Annotated in this window: 18 protein-coding genes and 1 pseudogene; 9 read left to right on the forward strand and 10 right to left on the reverse strand. The window is 25.5% G+C overall.

From position 1 onward, the window contains the following. Positions 1–407 precede the first annotated feature (407 nt). The gene (locus BM020_RS00665) at positions 408–1,805 is read right to left on the reverse strand and encodes an MATE family efflux transporter (RefSeq protein WP_067147285.1); all 1,398 of its coding nucleotides are present in this window, start codon (positions 1,803–1,805) and stop codon (positions 408–410) included. 360 nt (positions 1,806–2,165) lie between these two features. On the opposite strand from BM020_RS00665, the gene BM020_RS00670 reads away from it, so the two are divergent. From BM020_RS00670 to BM020_RS00680, 3 genes are all read left to right on the forward strand, one after another. After that, positions 2,166–2,579, forward strand: a complete 414-nt coding sequence (locus BM020_RS00670) for an HAD family hydrolase (RefSeq protein ID WP_074797875.1) — start codon at positions 2,166–2,168, stop codon at positions 2,577–2,579. Between the two features lie 697 nt (positions 2,580–3,276). Continuing rightward, complete coding sequence (locus tag BM020_RS00675; protein ID WP_074797878.1) at positions 3,277–4,122, forward strand: hypothetical protein; 846 nt, start codon at positions 3,277–3,279, stop codon at positions 4,120–4,122. Positions 4,123–4,231: 109 nt separating this feature from the next. Next, positions 4,232–5,185, forward strand: a complete 954-nt coding sequence (locus BM020_RS00680; RefSeq protein WP_074797881.1) for a hypothetical protein — start codon at positions 4,232–4,234, stop codon at positions 5,183–5,185. 252 nt (positions 5,186–5,437) lie between these two features. On the opposite strand, the gene BM020_RS00685 is transcribed toward BM020_RS00680, so the two are convergent. The 3 genes from BM020_RS00685 to gdhA form a co-directional block, all read right to left on the reverse strand. Further along, on the reverse strand, positions 5,438–5,836 hold the full coding sequence (locus tag BM020_RS00685; protein ID WP_067147292.1) for a PaaI family thioesterase: 399 nt from the start codon (positions 5,834–5,836) through the stop codon (positions 5,438–5,440). Positions 5,837–5,854: 18 nt separating this feature from the next. Beyond that, positions 5,855–6,433, reverse strand: coding sequence for a sugar O-acetyltransferase (locus BM020_RS00690; protein ID WP_067147293.1), 579 nt, complete (start codon positions 6,431–6,433; stop codon positions 5,855–5,857). A 166-nt stretch (positions 6,434–6,599) separates the two neighbouring features. Further along, positions 6,600–7,934, reverse strand: a complete 1,335-nt coding sequence (gene gdhA / locus BM020_RS00695) for an NADP-specific glutamate dehydrogenase (RefSeq protein WP_074797885.1) — start codon at positions 7,932–7,934, stop codon at positions 6,600–6,602. Positions 7,935–9,150: 1,216 nt separating this feature from the next. Here gdhA and BM020_RS00700 point away from each other — a divergent pair. Beyond that, the gene (locus BM020_RS00700; RefSeq protein WP_067147296.1) at positions 9,151–9,699 is read left to right on the forward strand and encodes a winged helix-turn-helix domain-containing protein; all 549 of its coding nucleotides are present in this window, start codon (positions 9,151–9,153) and stop codon (positions 9,697–9,699) included. 37 nt (positions 9,700–9,736) lie between these two features. On the opposite strand, the gene BM020_RS00705 is transcribed toward BM020_RS00700, so the two are convergent. Then, a complete protein-coding gene (locus BM020_RS00705) occupies positions 9,737–10,153 on the reverse strand; it encodes a hypothetical protein (protein ID WP_074797887.1) in 417 nt (138 codons plus the stop codon). Positions 10,154–10,568: 415 nt separating this feature from the next. On the opposite strand from BM020_RS00705, the gene BM020_RS00710 reads away from it, so the two are divergent. Continuing rightward, complete coding sequence (locus tag BM020_RS00710) at positions 10,569–10,802, forward strand: hypothetical protein (RefSeq protein ID WP_067147299.1); 234 nt, start codon at positions 10,569–10,571, stop codon at positions 10,800–10,802. A 942-nt stretch (positions 10,803–11,744) separates the two neighbouring features. On the opposite strand, the gene dph5 is transcribed toward BM020_RS00710, so the two are convergent. From dph5 to BM020_RS00730, 4 genes are all read right to left on the reverse strand, one after another. Continuing rightward, a complete protein-coding gene (gene dph5 / locus BM020_RS00715) occupies positions 11,745–12,542 on the reverse strand; it encodes a diphthine synthase (protein ID WP_067147301.1) in 798 nt (265 codons plus the stop codon). 338 nt (positions 12,543–12,880) lie between these two features. After that, the gene (locus BM020_RS00720; protein WP_074797890.1) at positions 12,881–13,417 is read right to left on the reverse strand and encodes a flavodoxin family protein; all 537 of its coding nucleotides are present in this window, start codon (positions 13,415–13,417) and stop codon (positions 12,881–12,883) included. Between the two features lie 194 nt (positions 13,418–13,611). After that, a complete protein-coding gene (locus BM020_RS00725) occupies positions 13,612–15,012 on the reverse strand; it encodes an MATE family efflux transporter (RefSeq protein ID WP_067147305.1) in 1,401 nt (466 codons plus the stop codon). Positions 15,013–15,035: 23 nt separating this feature from the next. Beyond that, positions 15,036–16,184, reverse strand: a complete 1,149-nt coding sequence (locus BM020_RS00730; RefSeq protein WP_067147307.1) for an aldo/keto reductase — start codon at positions 16,182–16,184, stop codon at positions 15,036–15,038. Positions 16,185–16,461: 277 nt separating this feature from the next. Between BM020_RS00730 and BM020_RS09960 the strand changes: the two are divergent. From BM020_RS09960 to BM020_RS00740, 3 genes and pseudogenes are all read left to right on the forward strand, one after another. Beyond that, positions 16,462–16,670, forward strand: a pseudogene (locus BM020_RS09960) (IS5/IS1182 family transposase); the annotation flags it as partial. Positions 16,671–17,237: 567 nt separating this feature from the next. After that, positions 17,238–18,059 (forward strand): nicotianamine synthase family protein, encoded by an 822-nt coding sequence (locus BM020_RS00735; protein ID WP_067147309.1) that lies wholly within the window; start codon positions 17,238–17,240, stop codon positions 18,057–18,059. Positions 18,060–18,246: 187 nt separating this feature from the next. After that, positions 18,247–18,639 carry a C-GCAxxG-C-C family protein gene (locus BM020_RS00740; protein WP_067147311.1) on the forward strand — a complete coding sequence of 131 codons (393 nt, stop codon included), beginning with the start codon at positions 18,247–18,249 and terminating at the stop codon, positions 18,637–18,639. A gap of 189 nt (positions 18,640–18,828) precedes the next feature. Here the strand turns inward: BM020_RS00740 and BM020_RS00745 are convergent, their stop codons facing one another. Beyond that, positions 18,829–19,176 (reverse strand): hypothetical protein, encoded by a 348-nt coding sequence (locus BM020_RS00745; RefSeq protein WP_067147317.1) that lies wholly within the window; start codon positions 19,174–19,176, stop codon positions 18,829–18,831. Positions 19,177–19,593: 417 nt separating this feature from the next. On the opposite strand from BM020_RS00745, the gene BM020_RS00750 reads away from it, so the two are divergent. Then, positions 19,594–20,691: a class I SAM-dependent methyltransferase gene (locus tag BM020_RS00750; RefSeq protein WP_074797893.1), complete on the forward strand. Its 1,098-nt coding sequence runs from the start codon at positions 19,594–19,596 to the stop codon at positions 20,689–20,691. Positions 20,692–20,704 lie beyond the last annotated feature (13 nt).

Consider the following 20,704-nt stretch of genomic DNA (forward strand, 5'->3'; position numbering starts at 1 on the left):
ACTTGCGTAAATTTTTTTAGATTTTTCACAAGTCGATAAATTTAAATGCTTTAACCAATATAATATATTTAGTGTCTTTATTATCAAATTTAATACTATGTTTCATGTTAATTCACTAAATAAATATATGTTTAACATAGTATTTAAATTTAACGATTGTAAAGGCACTTTTTACGTTAATAACGTTCATAAAATTTGTATTTTTACTATGGAAAATCATAGAGTATTGAAAACATAGAAAATAAGAACAAAAAATGCTCTAATTTTTAGAAAAAATCTAGGACCCTAAATAAATTTAAAAATTACAAAAAAGTTCATAAATAAAAAAAATCAGCACAATTTTAAAAATTACAAAAAAGTTCATAAATAAAAAAAATCAGCATAATTTTAAAATCTACTAACTCCGTTTAATTTTTAGAATTTATAGTAATATTCTTATACTTTATCAGCTTTTTAATATGAAGATCTGCCCAAATCATCGTTATTGTATTTACCAGCAATTCACCAAGGATTATTCCCCACCAAGCTCCATATTCTCCATAATCTAAAACAACAGCTAAAAGTATAGCAAAGCCAAGAGTAAATACAGTTTCTCTTAAAATTGTCTGAAACATAGCAGTTATACCATTACCAGTTCCCTGAAAAACAAATGTAGATGTTGCTCCATATCCCATTGTAGGAAAATAAATAACAATAAGGGATAAAAATGCAATAAGTTGTGGACTTAATCTTGTACTTGTACCAGTGTATGCAAATATTGAAACTATTTGCGGTGCAAATATATAAACTATTAAAGCAGCAATAAAACCGAATAAAATAGCTATCTTCATAGAATATCTATGAGCTACTAAAATCTCTTCATACTTCCTAGCTCCATAATTAGCTCCAACAACGGATATTAAAGCAGTTGCTACTGCAAGCATTGGAGTTGTTGCAATTGTTACCACTCTCCAAGCAGTTGAATAAACTGCTACTGCATCAGTTGTAGCTACCCTAACTAACAAAAGTGAAAATAACGCTGCAAATAAGGCATTGTTTATTAATTCTAAACTTGCAGGCAAACCTACTTTTAAAATATCTATAGTAATACCTTTATTAAATTTATAATTAGATAAAAACGGTTTTAAATAACTGTCTTTTTTTATATAAAACCAATAAAACAATATTAAATTTACAGATAATAAAGAAATTAATGTTGCAATAGCTGCTCCCTTGAGACCTAGATTTAAGGCATAAATGAAAATTGGATCCAAAACAATGTTTAAAATTGAAGAAAACAGCATTGCATACATCGTTCTATTTGCATCACCTTCCCCTCTTAAAATACCATATAAAGAATTAGACAAAATTATCAAAATTGAACCTATAGATAAAATGATTCCATAATCCATTGCATAATTTATTGTAATTCCTGCACCCATTGCAAGAAGGATATCTTTTAAGAATATTAACAAAATAGTTGTAGTAACTATAGAAATGACTATAGTTATTAAAATTGTGTGAATGGCTCCATTATCCGATTTTTCCTTATTTTCTTCACCTATATATCTCGATAAAGCAGATGCAGAACCTGCACCTAAACCATTTCCAATACCTATTAGTGCAATAAAAATCGGACTAACAAAGCCAACCCCTGCTAAAGCATCTGCACCTAAACCAGAGACCCAAATAGCATCTATAACACCATAGAGACTTGTGATAAATAATGAAATTATTAATGGAATAGACATTTTCCATAAAGCAATTCTAGGATTACCTAAAATAGAATCTACCCCATCATAGTGTTTTATCTTCTCATCATCCATACTACCACAAAAGTCTTTAAATATTTTTTAATTACTTATGAATATATATTAATCAATATTTATATAAATAACTCTTAATTTAATTTTAATTTTAATTTTATATCTAAAAAAGTTATCTATTAACTATATAAAGTTAAAAATAAAAGATAGATAGAAAAATATTGAATTATGATATATAAATAGACAGAAATAGAAAAAATTAAAAAAATATAATAAAATATAATAAAATAGAAAAAATTAAAAAAATATAATAAAATATAATAAAATAGAAAAAATTAAAAATAGGATAAAATAGAATAAAATAAATATCTTAATTAATAAAATTATATAAAAATTAGTTTTAAAAATTGATGTGATATTATGGATGAAAATAATTATGTAACTTTTAAAAAACAATATGGAAATATTAAACGCCCTAGAACAAAAGAATTATCCATTAATTCAAATGGAGTAAAAATATATGAAAAAGATCAATCTATGATAATCAATATTAGTGTGCCAATTGAAGAATCAAGAGATATTATAAAATACTTTGAAGAATTTAATTTAGGGGAAGATATTCAATTCAATATTAGCAATACTGGAGACTTCAAATATGTTTTTAGAGGAATCTCACCAGTTACTGATAAAGATAGTTATTCCTCATTTTCAATAATTGTTCAAGAGAAGAATCCTAGACCAGACCAAATTCAAGTAGAAGCAGACTGTAATCAAGTTGATGAATATGGAAATCCAATTCATGAATGTATTGGCTGTGGATTACATAGAGAATAAAAATCTGTAAAAATTGGCTGCAGATTAGATAGAGAATAAAAATCTGTAAAAAGATTAAATCATAAAAAAATGAAAACATCTAAAAACCAAATTATAAAAAGAAAAAGCAGAGCTAAATTCAAGCAATCTAATTAAATATCCAATTAATTTTTCAAATAGATATTAATTAAACTATATATTTAATCTATCACTAAATTAATTATTTTATATCTGACATTTATTCTTAAAAATAATTAATATAGTACCCCATATGATAAGACTTATTCCATATTTTAAAAAAAAACTATTTATAAAAAAACTATTTTTAAACTCATAATTAAATTATTTTTTTAAAATTTTTATTTTTATTTAAAACTATTTTTCTTAAAATTTCCATTATTTTTAAATATTTTTATTAAGCTACTTTTCTTAAACTACTTTTTTAAAAAAAAACTAAAAGCCTTAAAATCAAAACAATTTTAAAAATTTTTAAAGACTCCTTTAAAGCAATTGTTTTCCAAAATAAAACAACATAAATCATAGGTCATTATTTCGTATTTTATATAAAAATAACAAAATGATATCAATATTAAAATAAAGTCGTTAAATTGATTTAATTTGATTATAATATTCTAAAAACTTTTTAAAATAGTTAATAATTTATATAAGAAAGATATATAAAAAATTAAAGAATATTAAGTCAAATTAAGGTGAAATGATGATTGATGAAATTTTTAAAAATTACCAAAAGCAAGAAAGGGAAAATTTTAAATTACTGGCCAAAGATTTTGGGATTGATGGAGAATTTCTTTCAACCCCTAATGCAAATCATGATTTAATAGTAATTTTAGATAGTGTGAATCTGTTAAATGAAGAACTTGATTCTTTTAAGGTTATCGATGATTTTTATGAAAAAATTGTGAAAGAAGGAATTTTATTAGGTCTAGGTTTTGGTAAAGCACATATGATAAAAAAAGTTCTAGAGTTAGATATGAATAAAAATGAAATAATTGATACTGATTTAGAAGAATATAAACAGTATTTTCCTAAGTTTGATGTGGTAAAATATGACTTTAAAAAACAATGGGAAAATGGAATAGAAAGAGTTAAAATCTCAAGGCATGAAGAACCTAGCGAACTTGAAATTGAAATAAGCAAACTAGCTTTTATCTCTAAACTAATTGATAAAAACCATAAAGAATTAAAGAAAATGCTCTTTGAAGAATTTTTTAATGAATTTAAAATCGATAGAAAAAAGGCAAAATACAAATTTGAAAAAAGAATTATAATTGATTCTGAAAAGCTAAAGCCTCTAACAAGATCTAGATTTTTTAAAGATAAATATGGAAAATACAAGATTAAGAGAATTATAGAAGACTATTTTGAACTTATGATAGATACAGGTATGGAAATTGGGATAAGGGCAGGATTTAGACTAGTTATTGAAGATATTAAAAAAAACATTATGCCTTATGACCTATTAAAAAACCTATCTGAAACAGAAATAATGATGTATATTCAAAAAGAACACAGCGAATACATCTTTAAAAAACATGCCAAATAAAGCAAATTAAAAGAAAATATCCAAAAAAAACAAACTAGAAAAAATAAACCCAAACAAACTAGAAAAAAATAAAAAATTTCACTTAAAAACAATTAAAAAAGGTGATGATATGAGCTATTTAATAAATGAAATTTATGAACTTTACACAAAGCAATTAGAAATAACCGAACCTATTTTAAAAGACATAGGAGTTGAAGATAGTATAGACAATTACCTTATTGATGTAAATATAGACTTCGAAATGTTACTTGAATCTAATGACTTGATTAAGTATGAACATGACGAGCTTCGAGAAAAAATAAAGCAAGCATACGATGAAATATTTAAAGAAGGAATTTTATTTGGAATAATAGTTGGAAAAATAATTAAGCTAAATAACTGTAGGGCAAATAAAGAAAATTATAGTGAGTATCTAGAAAGAGACTATGATTATTATACAGAGTATAATTTTAAGGTAGACTTCTTTAAAAAGATCATTCCTCCAATAAAAATCAGAAAATCAACTAGAGAAACTAAAGCTAGGCAATTAAACTATAGAAATAAAAAGTATGAAGAAAGAAGAAAAGTCAATGGAATTAATGTAAATTGTGAAGCAGATAAAGAGGGAATATACTCTATTAATGAAGAAATAATTGAATATAAAGAAAGGATTAGAAAAATTGGAATAAATAAATTTTTAGATAAAGAAAAAATAAGCGAAGAGTTAAAAGATAAATACTTCAATATAAATGATAAATTGTTTGAAAAATTATTTCATACTTTAGAGGTCAGCTTGAATAATGCTGAAAGGGCATGCCAAAACTATTATCGTTTTGATACTTTTACAGCACATGATATGTTCGTATCTGATTTATTTGCAAATCTTGAAGGAGAATTTGAAGCAAATGAACTAGTAAGCATATATTTAAAATATGTTTTCTTTAAGGGAGTTGATATTGGAATACTAAATGGAAAGATGTTTTTCATATATGATATCCAAAAGGGATTCTTAAATTATTATGAAATTCAGAATATGAACTCTAATGAAAAAACTAAGTACTTAATTAAAGAATTATTTGATTGAATTTATAGTACAAAATCCATAAGCCTAATAATTATCTAATTTTAATTTTACCTTAATCTATTATAGTCCAAATTATCAAAAAAACTTATCATCAAGCTAATTTAGCACCAAAATTTATAGAAAAATAAGATTTTGATTTTTCACTGCTTAATTGATTTGTATTATTACTGGTATCATTAGATATCTAAATAATAAAAGCTACATTTTTTAATTGAGTTGTATTAGTGTAATCAGATATCTAAATAATAAATATTACATTTTATAGCCAGTTCCAATAAACTGTGCAATATCTCTACCGGTATCATCTGAAATATCAACATTAATTACAGAAGTTGTTTTTCCATTTTTACGATAGTAAGCCTTTGCTATAAGCTTTTCTCCTTTTGAAGCACTTAAATAATTTATGCTAACTTGAAGGCCAACTGTTGGCCTATGTAATTGATTAGATAAAACTGCAAAAGCAAAGTCACCAAGTGTGAAAATCGCGCCACCCATCACAGCACCATAAGCATTTCTAAAATCATCACAAAGTTCTAAACTACAAACACAAGAATCTTCTTTAAGCTCATCTAGATGAACTCCAATATTTGTTGCAAACTTATCTCCTTTAAAAAATTCTCTTGCCTCTTCAATTGATTCAAAAGTTGCCAAATAATCACCTTTACATTATTATTCATCAGTTTTGACTTTTCTAATAAATTTAGCTGGAACTCCAGCTACGATTGAATTTTCTCCAACGTCTTTTGTAACAACTGCTCCAGCAGCAATGATTGCACCATCACCTATTGTAACTCCAGGTAAAATTGTTGCATTAGAGCCAATCCAAACTTTATCGCCAATATTTATTGGAGCAGCAATCAAATTAGCTCTTTTTTCTGGATTTTCATCATGGTTTAAAGTAGCCATAACTACATTATGACCAATTAATGCATCATCTCCAATTGTGATTCCTCCTTGATCTTGGAATTTACATCCTGCATTAATAAAAACATTTTTACCTAGATGAATATTCTTTCCAAAATCTGTAAAAAATGGAGTGAAAACTCTAAATTCATCATCTAGCTCTTGATTAATCAATTCAGAAAACAATTCTCTTCTCTTGTCAAAATCATGATATTTATAATTTAATTCACAAGTAATTTCTTGAGCTTTTTTACTATAATAATTACAAGCATCTAAAGCTTCTTCATCCATAATTAATACATCACCAGCATTAAAAATATCTAGTAAATCATTTAGTTCTAACATAATAATAAGTTGATTTTAACTAAATATAAATATTTATAAAAAAATGATATAATAAAAAAGATTTAAGAAATAGTTAAAATTAATAAAATATGATAAAAAAAGATATTTAATATAATATAAAAAATGAAAATAAAAATAAAAAAGAAAAGGAAGAATAGATTTAAATCTATACAATTCCTTGAGCATTCATTGCTTCAATAACTTTCTTAAATCCAGCGATGTTTGCTCCAACTACATAGTTTTTATCAAAGCCATACTCTTTAGCTGCAGCATCTACATTTAGAAAGATGTTTTCCATAATGCCTTGAAGTTTTGCATCAACTTCTTCAAAGGTCCAAGATAATCTTTGGGAGTTTTGAGACATTTCAAGTGCAGAAGTAGCTACTCCTCCAGCATTAGAAGCTTTACCTGGTGCAAATAATACACCATTTTCCTGTAAGTATTCAGTTGCTTCAATAGTAGTAGGCATGTTTGCACCTTCAGCTACAGCAATAACACCATTTTCAACTAAAGCTTTTGCATCTTCTAGTTGTAATTCATTTTGAGTAGCACATGGGAATGCAAGGTCAGCTTTTACAGTCCATACACCTTTACCATCATGGTATTCAGCAGATGGCCGTGCTTCAGCATAAGCAGTTAATCTTTCACGTTTTACCTCTTTGATTTCTTTTAACAATTCTACATCGATTCCTTCTGGGTCGTAAATCCAACCAGTAGAATCAGAACAGCTTACAGGTTTTGCTCCTAGCTGGATAGCTTTTTCAATAGCATAAATAGCTACATTACCTGAACCGGATACAATAGCGGTTTTACCCTCTAAAGTTTCATCATTAGCTTTTAACATTGCATTAGCAAAGTATAATAAACCATATCCAGTTGCTTCAGTTCTTGCTAGAGATCCCCCAAAGCTTAATCCTTTACCAGTAAGTACACCTTCGTATAATCCTTTAATTCTTTTGTATTGGCCAAATAAATAACCGATTTCTCTACAACCTACACCAATATCTCCAGCAGGAACATCAGTATCAGCACCAATATATTTAGAGAGTTCAGTCATGAAACTTTGACAGAAAGCCATGATTTCCCTATCAGATTTTCCTTTAGGGTCAAAGTTGGATCCTCCTTTACCTCCACCAATTGGAAGGCCTGTTAAGGAGTTTTTAAATATTTGTTCAAACCCTAAGAATTTTATAATACCTACATTTACAGAAGGGTGGAAACGAAGACCTCCTTTGTAAGGTCCAATTGCACCATTAAATTGTACTCTGTAACCAGTGTTTACATGTACTTGTCCGCTGTCATCTACCCAGGGGACTCTAAATTTAAATTGTCTTTCTGGATTAACTAATCTTTCTAAAAGTGCATCTTTTCTGTATTGTTCTTCATTAGCTTCAATTACAACTCTTAAAGACTCTAATACCTCTTTTACAGCTTGATGAAACTCAGGTTCATCAGGGTTTTCTCTAACAATTAAGTCAATTACTTCATCAACATATGACATGATCTATTCTCCATTTTTTAAATAAATTAAAAATTAATAAATTAAAGATTAATTAAAAGTTAATTAAAAATTAATAAGTTAAAGATATTTTTAAATTTAAAAATAATTAATTAAACTAATAATTAATTATTATTGACTAAAAATAGCTAATACAAAATTCAACTATATTTCAACTAACCATACTTAACTACAAAAGACATTAATTATTTTTTTTTTAACTATTTCTAAGCAATAAAAGTAAATATTAGTTTAGATTAACTATTAGTAAAAAAACTATTATTTAAATAAATTCAAATAATATCTTAGGACATTTCAGATAAGGTTTCCATAATTATAATTTAAATCTTAGATATAGTGATGCTATATAAAAGACCTAAGTTATAATGATAGTGGCAAACCTTTTCCGATTTTTGATGCCCAATTATAAATTGAATAATATTCAATATAAAGCTACCTATTTTTAAAAATTTTTCATTTACAATTAAATATTAAAGGTATACAAATTATAATCCTTTAAAAGAAATTTAGAAATAAATAAAATATTGCAAATTAAAAAGCTTAAAAATTAAAATAAAAGCATATAAAACATATATACAAGTCAACTTTAAAGATTGACAAAACAAAAAACTTAATATAAATGAATTACAATAATAAAAAATATAGATACTTTATTAATAAATCACCTAATTTTTTATGGTTAAAAAATTTAAAAAAAAATAAAATTTTTAAAAAGAAAATTTTAAAAAATATAAATAAAAGATCAAATATGTTATTATAAATTTTTCAATATTTATTAATCATAAATAAAAAAATTAAAAAATATTTATTTAATTAGAAAATAATTAAACAATGTTTAAAAAAATAAGTTAAATGATTTTTAAGTAAATATAAATATCTAAAGACTTTACTAATCAGCAACAGTAGGAAAAGAAAGTGCCAACTAAAATTAAACAAAATAATAATAAAAATAATTTTATATTGAACAATAATATAAAAATTATTAATAGAATCTAAACATAGAAAAAGTAAAAATATTTTTAAAATTTTAAAAAAAGCTTAGTTTTCGAACTTATGATATGAAAATTCTAAACTTAGTTTTTGGAGTTATGATATGAAAATTCTAAACTTAGTTTTTGGAGTTATTATATGAAAATTCTAAACTTAGTTTTTGGAGTTATTATATGAAAATTCTAAGCTTAGTTTTTGGAGTTATTATATGAAAATTCTAATATCAAATCTAAAAGGAAAAGAACTTTTAGATATAGCTATGAAAAATAGAATAGATAAATTAATATCTGTTTATACAAATTACAATGAAACAAGCTTACTTGATCAGTACATGACTAAAGAAAACATTAAAATAAGTACTACAAATGCAATTGAAGCTTCAAAACAATTAACAGATATAATAAGGCCTTCTAAAGAAGATAATGAAATCTATGTAGCTACAGATGGAAACTTTTTAGGATCTATCTTAAACTTTGTAGCAAATAAAGAAGGAGTAGATTATATTTACTATTGTTTTAATAATCAAACTATCCAAATGCCTAGATTAAGTATAAATTTATCTAAAACTAAATTAAAAATCCTTAAAACACTTGCAGAGTCAGAACAAACTGCAATATTAATTGGAAAAAATGTTGGAATTTCAAGAGCGATGGTTTATAAACATATTAATATTTTAATGGAAGATGGCTTAGTAGGTCAAACCAAACAATATGAAAAATATTACCTAACAAACGCAGGTAAAATGGTGATAATTTAAAAATAGTATTTTTATAAATAAAATAAATTAAAAAAAATTATTGAACATAAAAGAGAAAAATTCTGCCACCTTCTATTTTCAAATACTCTCCCTCATTTACTAAAACATAAACAATAGAGCCTTTATAAGAAGTTGAATCATTGCTAATAATACTATCCAATTCCATCGAAGAGTCAGAATATCTTATAACAGACCCTCCAAAATTAGAGGTTTGTATGAATCTATATTCCCCTGGAGGTAAATCAGAACCTATTTTATAAGTTCCTTCATCCCACACTTTAGTAACCTCTGTACTATTTGAACCAATTTCACCAGTTATGGTAGAGGTATTTTTATATGGGAAAAAGCTCCCAATGACCATAGCAATGATGATAATTCCAATACAAGAAATTACTACCACGGAAAGTAGTTTTTTTCTTCTACTCCATTTTCTCAAATCATCTATAAAACTCATTTTAAATCTCCCCAATAATTTTAATATAAATTAAGTGTCTTAAAGATTTTATTTAACATTCCTAATTCTAAAGCTTCAATTAAACCTATGAAAAATCTTAGCTTATTGTAAACCTATGAGAAACCTTAGCTTATTTACTTTCTCTATACTCATATATGTGTTAATCCATCAATAACTCTTGAAATTAATAGTATTGTTGCAAAAATTAATAAATTGACATTATAGTTTAGAAAAAATAATATGCATATGTAGAATATGATATTTAATTTAATCTAATATAAATATTTAGTATTTAAAATATGATTATTTAGTAAAATAAGAAAAATATTAGGGAAAACTTAAGAAAATTTTATATAATTTATAAACATATTAAATTATAGAAATTAACTAAATTTTAAAAAAAAGGAATTATCTTATGAACTCCTCAAACAAGACACAAAATCTAAGTCCAATTGAAGAAATTAAAAAAGAGTACTTAGAAAAAATAGATTATTTGGGAAATAGAAGAAGTAAATACGCTCTTTATAAAAAGTTTTCTAAAAAATACAATATCAATAAAAGAATTTTTCTCTACATTCTTAACGAAGCACATGAAGATGTAGGAAGCCCCAAAAGATATGAACTAAAACAAAATAAAATTAAAAGATAATTTTTTTTTAAAAAAAAATACACCACATCACAAAATAAAGGAAAGATTTATAAGCTTTAACAACATAATATAATACGATGTGTATAAACTTACATATCATATGATAAATAAATTTTATAATCTCCAATAAAAATAATTTATTAATCATATTAATTTAAGAGGGTATTTAAATCTATTATCTTTTATAAAAAAGTCCTATATAAATTACCTTAAAAATTGTTATTTATACCTAGTATAAATAATACACTATTACAAATTACCTAAATACTATAAATACTTATTAATTTTTATAGAAGTATAATAATAAATATCCTCTTATTTTATAGCTAGTTTTTTTAATATTTTTAAGAAATTTTTTAAACATATTAAAAATAAGAAATTAATTTAATAGACTAAAAATAAATATTTTTAAAATTTATTGAATGAATATATTATTTTTTATATAAAATTAAAAATTTTTAAAATTGAATAATATATTAAAATAATTCAATGAAATATGAAAATATTTATAAATAAAAAGAATAAAAATAAATATGGGATTAATATCCATTAGGAGATGAAGAATATTATAAATTTTTTTATAATACTTTTCATATAAAGAACATAGTAAAAAGGAATTTTTATGATTTATATTTTAAAAAAATAAATTTTAAAAATTTTTTAAAAGATTAGAAACTAACAAACAACTACTATGTTCTTTCTAATTTTTTTCTATTTTTGCATTTTTATAATATACTTTAAGCCAACTTTTAATAATTTCTCTTTTTAAAATTAATTTATATATTAACGAATAATTATATTGAAAAACAAATTAAAATGAAATAAATTAAAATGAAGTGAAAAAATAAGCTAAATGAAATAGATTAAATGAAATAAATTAAAATGAAGTGAAAAAATAAGCTAAATGAAATAGATTAAATGAAATAAAGAAAAAATACTTAATTATATATCATCCAAAATCTCTTTTGGAGCTCCAGCTAGCTCTACCAAATATTCTGCTTCAACAATATGCAATTTAGAAGGAATTACAATACAGTGAAGAGGACCGCCAAAATCAAAATCTATTAAGTCTTTAATGTATCCTGCCTTTAGAAGATTATCTTTAGAGCCAACTCTTGCAATGCCAATAGCTAAAGTCTCTTCGTCGATAAGTCCAACTCTATCAAGATTATCATTAATAGTCATTAAATTCTCTAAGCCCTCATTAACAGTCATATATTTATCTTTGTGAGCTTGAATATCTAAAAGGACTAAAGTATGCATATCCATTTTTAAATTATCTTCAATAGAGATATAAGGAGATTTAGGAAAATAATCATATTCTAAATCTGGAAATGGAATAGTTGTTACTTTACCAAATTTATAAGCTTGAAGACCAGAAATAGCTGGTGCTGAAGATAAAATAGAAGATCCATGAATTATTTCAAAATCAATACCCTCTCTTGCACATTCAACTAAAAAATCAGAATGGGTTGTAGCAATTAAAGGATCCCCACCAGTAATTAATGCAACATCCATAGCCTTTGCCTCTTTTAAAAATATTGATTCCTCTTCAACTTGAGTTCTATCCAGTACGATAATTTCTTTTCCAATGATCTCTTCAATAGCTTCAAAATTAGAGCCAAATAAACGAGAGGTGAAAAATTCTGCATAAACTTTATCTACATTTTTTAATGCTTCTACACCTTTTAGAGATATGTCTTTTTCATCAAATAATCCTAAACCAACTAAATAAAACATAAAATCACTTAAATAATTAAATTTTTGATATCGTTGAATAAAATAAGAAAAAATAGATTAATAAAAAAAAGGGTGCTTAATAACACAGGCCCACCATAAACCTGCTATAAACGTTAAAAAGCATCCCTTTTTACACCATACATCACCACTTTATTTTAAAAAAAAGCGTAGCTGTTTAAATAAACAGCTAATAATATTTTATACATTACTAATATTTAAATTTAATCATACTTGAATAACTTACTAAATAAAAGAATTTTAATAGCTAAGGTAAAAAAATAATAAAAAACAATGTTAAAAATATTAAAAAAGAAAAAAATTCTAAAATATTAAAAAACTTAAAGAGATTTACCTAATTCATAAGCTTCATTAGGATAATTAGAATTAAGAATATCCGGTTTTAAATAGCAGAAAGTAGCTAATATTTTACCACAATCTTCAAAACCTAAATAGCGAACTATATTATCATAATTCAATTCAAGTGCAGACATTGTCCAATCATTGCCATCTGCAGCAGTTGCAAGTAGTGCAGACTTCTTAGTAGATTCCATGATTTCATAATTAATTGAATAAAATCTATCAATAACAGTTTTAATTTGAGCAGACAGGCCAAAATAATACAATGGACTTACAAAAACAATCATATCTGATAATATGATTTTATCATAAATTTTATCCATCGAATCTGAATAAATACATTTTCCGCCATGATGACGGCAAGAATCACATCCTCTACATGGAGAAACATCCTCAAAAGCAGAATCAAATCTATAAACCCTATGTCCTGCCTCTTCTGCACCTCTAATAAATTCACATGCTAAAACATTTGAAGTTCCATCTCTATGCTGACTACCTGTAATCATTAAAATTTCCATTAAAAATCCTCCAAAATAATTATAAATCAGCTATTTTACTAGATAAATAAACTGTTTAAAATAATAAACCATAATCAACCACTATTTCCAACAACTCCATAATTTAATCCACAATCAACCACTATTTCCAACAACCCCATAATTTAATCCACAATCAACCACTATTTCCAACAACCCCATAATTTAATCCACAATCAACCACTATTTCCAACAGCTCTATAATTCATCCATTTTCCACTAAAGTATCTATAAACATAGAATCCGGCTCTTACATACCAATCTATAAACATTGCAATCCATGTTCCAAATACTCCAATCCCTAAAAAATCTGCAATAAGATAAGATAAAAAGATTCTGCAAATAAACATCACAGATAAACTTACCATCATTGGCCATTTTGCATCTCCTGCTCCCCTAAATGTAGTTGGCAAGGTAAAAGAAATTGGCCAAATAATAATTGCAAAAATACCATGCCAAATAACCATTTGGGAAGTTAAACTAGCAGTTAGTGGAGATAGATTATATAGCTGCAATATAAATGGAAGAATAGAGAATATGATTAAATTAATTATTAAATGAGATAAGAAAACAATGATTAAAATCTTCTTATTATAGAATTTAGCTTGTTCATAGTCATTATTTCCAACACAGCGTGAAATAACTGCAGTTAATCCAAGATTTATTGCAAAGCCAGGTAAAACTGAAAATATGCCAATTGCATATCCAACAGAATTTGCAGCAATAGCCACTGTTCCAAATGTAGAAACCAAACTTAAAACTAAAATTCTACCTAATTGAAAAAGCCCATTTTCAACTCCATAAGGAACTCCGACATTTAAAACTTTCCTAAGTAATCTCCAATCGAATTTATGTTTTAAAGTCTTTTTAATATGCAATTCATATCTATCTTGAAGTAGAAAGTAAATCATTACAAATGCAGAAATAGCTCTTGCAATAACTGTAGGAATAGCTACACCTTCAACTCCAAAGCCAAATACAAAAAGTAAAATAGCATTTCCAATAATGTTTAAAATATCACAAAGAAACATTATTAACATGGGAAGCTTGGCATTAGCCATTGTTCTAAATATAGCTGCTCCAGAATTATAAATAGCTATAAATGGAATTGAAATAGCCATATAACTTAAATAAATATCTGAAGTGTTAAATACATCTTGATCTATTTGGCCAAACAATAAGTTAATTAAAAATGATTTTGCAAATAAAACACAAATAGCCATTATAATTGCTAAAATAGCTGTAAACCATACTAATTGATTTGATGCCTCACATGCATTTTCTCTTTCGTTATTTCCCAAGTACTGACCAGCTATTACAGCACCACCTGTAGCTAGTGCAGCAAAACTGAAAATAAGTAGTTGAACTAAAAAGTCAACTAAAGAAACCCCTGAGATTGCAACTTCACCAAGGGATGCAACCATCATTGAATCAGCAAGACCTAGAAAAAATTCTAATGTTTGTTCAATTAAAAGCGGAATAAACAAAGCCCATAAAAGTTTATTTGTAAAAAAATATCCTCTTTCATTAACTCTTTTATCACTTAAAATATCAAAGAAACCTCTAACAACATTCATATAATCAAATATTCTGTCAATAATTAATCGTCGGTAAATCCATATACTTCTATTTCAAAGGTTTTAGCTATTTCTGGCATTAAGCTTGCAATGTCAATCTGTTGAGGGCATTCTTTCATACATGCCTCACAGCCAGTACAATCAGAAGCTATACCTACACCTTCTAAAACTGAATAATTTCTATAAGCATTTCCTACAGCAGTGAATAAGCCATTACGTCCCTCAATCATTTCATTATTATATAAATCAAATAACTTAGGAATATTAATATTAGAAGGACAAGAATTCATACAATAATTACATTTGGTACATGGTACAGTAATATTACTATTAATTATAGCTGTAACTTCCTCAATGATTTCATGTTCTGCTTCATTAAGTGGTTTATAATCATCCATAAATCTAATATTTTCTTCAATCTGTTCTAAGCTACTTGCACCAGATAAAACCATAAACACTCCATCAATTTCTGCAACATAACGTAAAGCCCAAGAAACTGGAGATTCACTAGAATTATATCCTTTCATGATTTTTTCTGCCTCTTCCGGAATATCTACTAAAAAACCACCCTTTAATGGTTCCATAACAATAATTGGCAAGGCATGTTTCTTTGCTACTTCTACACATTTTCTTGATTCAACACCTTCATTTTCCCAATCAAGATAATTAATTTGTAATTGCACAAATTCCATCTCAGGATGTTCATTTAAAATATTATCTAAAAATTCAGCATTTGCATGGGTAGAAAGACCTAATTTTTTAATTTTTCCTTCAGATTTTTTCTCCTTTGCAAAGCTAAATGTATCTACATACTTCCATCCAGCTTCAGAAAAGCCACTAACATTATGTATCATGTAATAATCAAAATAATCTACTCCACAACGTTCTAATTGCTCATTAAATATTGGTTCTACTTGAGATTCATCACTAATAAGAAATGTTGGCATCTTATCTGCAATTAAGAATGAATCACGAGGATAACGTTTTACAACTCCTTCCCTTAATGCAATTTCACTTTCCCCATCATGATATGCATAAGCTGTATCAAAATAATTAAATCCATGCTCCATAAAAATATCTACCATTTTATTTACTTGTTCTTGGTCCACACTAGATAAATCATTCTCATCTAAAAGTGGCAATCTCATCATTCCAAATCCCATATTTTTCATAATTAATCTCCTTAATGCAATAAAATAATTTAATATAATTTAATCTTAGGGGGCTTGAATTTTTTCATAAAAAAATTCCTTTGAATTTTCCATATTTTTATTCATTCTAGCAATCATTGAAAAATTCCTTTGAATTTTCCGTATTTTTATTCATCCTCCTAAAAAGTTAGTTTTATTTCTAAAAATACAATTGTATTTTTAGTTATATAAAAAAATAAGTATTTATTATTATTAAATTTAAATAATACGCTTTATAAATATACTATTGCTGATAATAATGAAGCATAGATTAAATTTAGATACCAGAAACTCAAATGATATTTTGTTAAAAGAAATATTTAAAATTATGGATTCTATAAAAATCCAAAAAAGAGCTCCATAAATTCTTTAATATTTCAAAAATTTATCTGCAAATTCCGTTTTATAAAATTTTTTCATAAAAATAAACTCTAAAAACTTTTAAAACCTTTAAATAGAATTTTAAGCATGGGCTTAAAGGAGCAATCTATTATCACAAGGATTTTACTCAAAGACATCCATACAACAATTATCAAAAAAACTCAAATCCTAAGGCCCTATAAACATTACTTTTTACAGTTAATCTTTATACTTAATATATAAATAAAAGTAATTTAAGTAATACTTATTACTTTTTAGATTAAAATAAGTCATTTGTATTACTTTTTTTAGAAATATTTTTATATATTGGAAAATAATTATTAAATGTAAAGAATTAATATAGTATTTTTTTATTAAAAGTGTTAGTTTTAGTATTTTTAATTTTAATTTTTACAATTTAGAATATTTTTTAAAAAAAAATAGTTTAATGGATAAATTGGATTTTTCTACTAAACAGCTTAGTTATGGTTATGATACTGAAATTAAAGTTAGAAATTTTTTATTTTCTCAAATAATAATGGAATATGCTTATGGATATATTCCATCTATCATAAAGATATTAAAGATTTAAATAAATATTATAGATTTAAATAAATATTATATTGATTGTAAAGAGAATGATCTATTTTTATATTGAATAAATGTTGTGATATTATGAGTTGCTATAAATATTGGGGTAAAATTGAAGAAATAGCTAACAAGCTTTCTAACTATGGTGATTTAGATAATGAAGGCCTTTCTGCATTAAATGGTACTGATATTGATGAAATAACAAAGATTTTAGATGAAATTGAAGTAATTGCTCATGATAAAGAAATAGATTTTGATTCAGCAAAGCACATTCTTGATGATGAGAAAATGAATAAGGCTTTACAATTGATTCGTAAATTCTATGTTTATATCGGTGCAAGACTTGAGAGGGAAAACGCACTAAAGATATTAGAATCTGATGATCCTAAAGCTGTTTTAGATTCATTCCACTTCTATGATAGATATATTGGACTTATAGAAAATGAAAGACAACTAGCTAATTTTAATAAAAATAAAACCTTTGTATTTTTAGGTAGTGGACCTTTACCATTAACATTAATAATGTTTAATAGGGTTACTGGTTGTAAATGTATAGGTATAGAACAGTTTGAAGAAGTTGCAGATTTATCAAGAAAAGTTTTAAAGCGTTTAGACCTTGATGAAGGCATAGAAATTATCACCGGTGATGAAAAAACTATTGCAGATTTAGACTATGATATTTTAATGATTGCAGCATTTGCAGAACCTAAAGATAGAGTATTTGCTAATGTTTGGGAAATTGTAGATAAGAAAACTCCAGTTCTTTATAGAACATACACCGGTATGAGAGCAATTCTTTACTCTCCAGTAACTGAAAAAGATAGACGAGGATTCCATCAAGAAGTTATGTTACTTCCAAAAGGAAAAACAAACAATACTTCAGTTTTAATAAGGAAGATAAGTTAAAAAGAATTATTTTTAATACCCTCCCCCCTTCTTTTTTTAATTAGCATTTTTTCTATTTTCATAAAGCCACTTTCTTAGTTTATTTTATAAAAATTTATAAATATTAAAAACCATATTAACTATAACAATGTTTTAAAATTATTTTAATTAATTAATCTTTGATTAAATTAATAGAGAGGGGATTATTATGGATTTAGATTCTAAAGAAGTTGTAGCAAAAATAGAAGAATTTAGAAAAACTAAAAGTTGTTCACAGGCAACTCTTATGGGTATTTGTGCTGTTGCAGGATTACCTACTGAAGAATTAGCTCTTTTAGCTAAAGGTTTCTCTGGAGGTATAGGTGGAACTTTTTCAGAAGGTACTTGTGGCGCTGTAACCGGTGCAGTTATGGCTTTAGGCCTTTTAGGTGAAGATGAAAATAAAATCATTTCCGCTTCCAAAAGATTATTTGATGAGTTTAAAGATGAATATGGTTCTGTAACTTGCGGTTATATTTCAAAAGATGGAGACGATAAATCCCCTTGTGTTGAAGTATGCCTCTATACAGGTGATAAAGTCTGTAAATATCTAAAAGAGTAATGTTCACTATTTTTTAACTTTTAAGTAATATTTCAAGTTTAAATGAATTTAAAGTATTTTTATAATATTACATTTAATATAGAGCAACTTAAAAATTTTCAATTTATGCCCAATTTCAATAGAAAAAGGATTTCAACAAAGAGAAAATAATAACCCAAAATAATAAATTAAAGTAATTCTAAAAAATCATTAATTTTTATACAACATTTGTTTATTGTATTCTTTTTCTAATTCCAATTGTCTTATTTTTCTATCATACTCTGCTTCTTCAGCTTCTTTAAATTCCATTAAGCCACTAACTAGAATATCAATTTTTCTCTGGCAATCACCCATTGCTTTTTCCTTTTGAATTTTTAAAGATTCTATTTCATTATCAATCTCCATAATTCTTAATTCACTTAGAGGAGTAAAGCCTAAACCTAAAGCCTCATCAAGAGCATGATCTAATAAATCTTGTAACTTTAATCCTTTAGACTTTGCTAAGTCCTTTTTCTCTTTATTTATCTTTACACTTGTAGTCTCATTAAAGCAACCCATAACCTTCACCTAGATAGAATTTTTTAAAAATTAAATAAAAAAACTTCCCCCAGAATATCTGAAAGAAATCAAATAAATATATTATATAATTTTAAATTTTATATATATAAAATTAATTAAATAACCAATATATATGATAAGATAATATAAAAATAATAAAAATTAAATATTTAATCAAAAAAGAACAACTAAAAAAATAAAAAGGCAATTTTTTAAAATAGAAAAAGAAAAACCAGTTTTTAAAATAGAAAAACAAAAAATGCTAGAAATAGAAAAACAAAAAATGCTAGAAATAGAAAAACAAAAAAATCAAAACAAAAAACTATTGTTTTAAATGAAATGTTGATTAATTAAATCAAATTATATGAAATAAATATAAGAATTATCCTCCATGAAACTAATTAAATTAAAGATACTATGCTAACTATAAAAATTCCAGTGCAAAATATAGAAGCAACAAGACAAATTTTACTAAAATATAAAATCATTGATTTTGATTACAAAATTAAAATAGAGAACGGTTTCGGACATATCCCTATCAAATATGAAAACAAGGACGATACACTTTCCAATATAATCGAAGAGATAAAAAAAGAGTTAATTCAAGAAAATAATAAATTTACAATTGAAACTGTATATTTAGATGAAGAAAATGACTTAGAGATTGTTAAACGTTATCCTAGAAGTATAAGTGAAGTTCTTAAAGATAAACTTAATGAAGAAGAAATTGAAAATCTAAAAAAATCATTTGATATCATTGGAGATATTGTAATTGTAGAAATTCCAGAAAATCTTGAAGGTCATAAAAAAGAAATCGGTGAAGCAACACTTCAATTTACAAGGCGAAAAACAGTTTATATGAAAAAAAGTGCAGTTGAAGGACTAATAAGAACAAGACAACTTGAATTAATTGCAGGTGAGGACAATCCTATAACAATTCATAAAGAACATGGCACTAGATTAAAATTAGATCTTAGAAATGTTTACTTCTCACCAAGATTAGCTACTGAAAGGAAAAGAGTTCAAGAAGCTGCAAACGACGGTGAAGAAATATTAGACATGTTTGCAGGTATTGGGCCATTTCCTATTGTAATAGCTCATGAAAAGAATGTTAATATAACTGCAGTAGATATCAATGAAACAGCAATAAAATACTTAAAAGAGAACATTGAATTAAATAAACTAAAAAATGGTGTTCACATTACTGCAATATGTGGAGATATAAATGAAGTTGCAGTAAATGAATTAAAGGGTAAAAAATTCGATAGGCTTCTTATGAATCTTCCAGGCTTAGCACCAGAGTTTTTAGATTTAGCAGTTTCATTATGTAAAGATGGTGGAGTTATTCATTATTATGAATTTTCAGATGGATTTTCACAAGGAATAGAAAGAGCTCAAATTGCTTGTGAAAAGCAAAATAAAGAAGTTGAGATTTTAAATACTCGGAAAGTTAAATCATCAAGTCCTGGAATGTGGCATGTAGCTATTGATTGTAAAGTAAGTGATAAAAAATAAATATCTTTAAGAA

This window comes from Methanobrevibacter olleyae (assembly GCF_900114585.1).
In the GTDB taxonomy this organism is placed as follows: Archaea; Methanobacteriota; Methanobacteria; order Methanobacteriales; family Methanobacteriaceae; genus Methanobrevibacter; species Methanobrevibacter olleyae.